The organism is Acinetobacter sp. 809848, assembly GCF_000581275.1.
Lineage (GTDB): Bacteria > Pseudomonadota > Gammaproteobacteria > Pseudomonadales > Moraxellaceae > Acinetobacter > Acinetobacter pittii.
Window position 1 is genome coordinate 1 of sequence record NZ_JEXG01000095.1, and the last position, 2,055, is coordinate 2,055.

Below are 2,055 nucleotides of genomic sequence, written 5' to 3' on the forward strand. Positions count from 1 at the left end.
GATTAAGCACATTTCAACAAGGCGTTCTTTCGAGTGGAAGTAGTTATAAAACGTGGCTTTTTGAATTTTAGATTTTTTAATAATCAGGTCTACGCCTGCATTGTGAAATCCATACGTCGTAAAGAGTTGGATGGCAGTTTGAACAACCTGTAATTTTTTGGAAGATATTTCTAAAGTTGGCATAGTTTTACCGTTATAAATTCTTGTTGTTTCTAAATGAGATAAAAAGCCTGTGCCCTTTCTGGGAGAAAAAAAGGCACAGCAAAGCCGTAAGACGGTGCTTGGCACATCTCAAGTTTTGTTTTGCTAAGTTTTAAGTAAAAATGACTTAGAGTCTGAAAACCTTATGGCATTCAAGCTGCTGTAAATTTTTAAGTTGTGTCGATATAGACTTTGGCAAAGGCTGCCAAGAAATGATGGATGTGCATAGCCAACTCCTGATTTTGGGAGTTCTGCCAGACATTAATAGAAATTATGGTGGCAGAACGAAAGAGGGTTGACAGACTGGCTCAAGACCCAGCACACCCGAAGGTGTCCCCCTTCCGTCCTACCGCTACAAAAAGGGAGACGAACGGGTCTACATCAAAAAAACGAGTTTTTTCAATGTTCTTGAGCGCGGCCTGTCAAAGCCGGCTGGCAATGTGGCCAGCAGGCAAAGGATAGTGCTCTACCCTATTGCAGTCAAGCACACAAAACGACATTTGTTTTAAATTAGATCATTAAAAAGTAAGGATAAATAATGAATGAGTTATTGTTAAATTGGGGTTTATAACGGGATTGAATTTTATATAGATATATTAGTTTTAACAGGTAAGATGAGAATATAAAAATGGTAAATGATGAAATTAATGATGTAGAAAGTTTTTCTTAGAATTACTACTAAATTTACAATCACAATAAGTCACCGATACCTTTAAACCTATTATTTATACTTCTCGCGATAAGCTTTCTGCTCCGAATAATTCAACAAAAAAGAGCTGATAAATTATTGCTTGCTTTTTATTCTATTTATTTCAATTTATAAAAAATATATAATATTCTCAATAGTTTTCTAATTATCTATTACATTCAATCAAGATCATATATTTTCAATAAAGAGAATAAAATGCAAGACCAAGCTTTAACCTCTCTTCCTCAAGATTTAAATGAGGATCAAAATATTACAACTCCACCAATTTCACACTCAGGAATTCATCATTTTAAGTTTCATGGGAATGCCTCAGAATATTTTGGAATCTGGATCGTTAATATTCTTTTGACTATTATTACTTTAAGCTTCTATGCGCCTTGGGCTAAAGTTCGTCGCTTACGCTATTTCTATGGCAATACAGAATTTTTTGAACGTCGCTTTGATTTTACAGGCATTCCAACCAAGATTTTGATTGGACGTTTAATTGCATTAGGAATTTACGTCGTATTTGCAATTTCCTCACAGTATTCAATGATTGCGACTGTGGTTGGACTAGTTGCGCTATATGCAGCAGTACCTTGGCTAATTCGCGCTACTTTGCGTTTTACTGCAAGAAATAGTAAGTTCGGCAACGCACGTTTTTATTTTGGTGGAACAATAAAAGAATCTTATAAAGTCTTTCTTTTGAGTATATTGGTATATATTTTCACTCTAGGAATCTTTACACCTGTAGCTATTTGGCTATATAAAAAATATTATCTTAACAACTTATATGCTGGACAATTAAATTTTAAATTAAACGCGAAATGGTCTGCATATATGGCTGCAGTTTATATACCAGTTTTTATTGCAATTGGTATAATTTCTATTTTTTCAATCATTTACTTTGCTATGGCAGGAACAATTTCTGGGTTCTCACCAAACGCTATATTCTTTGGAATATTTACGGTATATGCATTTATTGGATTATTTATTTATCCATTAATTGCTGCACGTATTTTTATTACGACATGGAACAATACTACAGTTGGAAACAGTCAATTTAAAACAGACTGTAATCAATGGCGTTTTGCATGGATTGTAGCATCGAACTGGATTGTAAAAATCTTATCCATAGGTTTAATGTCTGCTTGGGCTGCAGTTCG

The 2,055-nt window shown here is 34.2% G+C and carries 2 protein-coding genes; one reads left to right on the forward strand and one right to left on the reverse strand.

What is annotated here, in order from left to right; genetic code table 11:
- A partial coding sequence (locus J536_RS26085; protein ID WP_032064190.1) for a TetR/AcrR family transcriptional regulator occupies positions 1-183 on the reverse strand: 183 nt, incomplete at its 3' end.
- A 922-nt stretch (positions 184-1,105) separates the two neighbouring features.
- Here J536_RS26085 and J536_RS23710 point away from each other — a divergent pair.
- The coding region (locus tag J536_RS23710) for a YjgN family protein (RefSeq protein ID WP_050680468.1) at positions 1,106-2,055 on the forward strand (950 nt) is incomplete at its 3' end.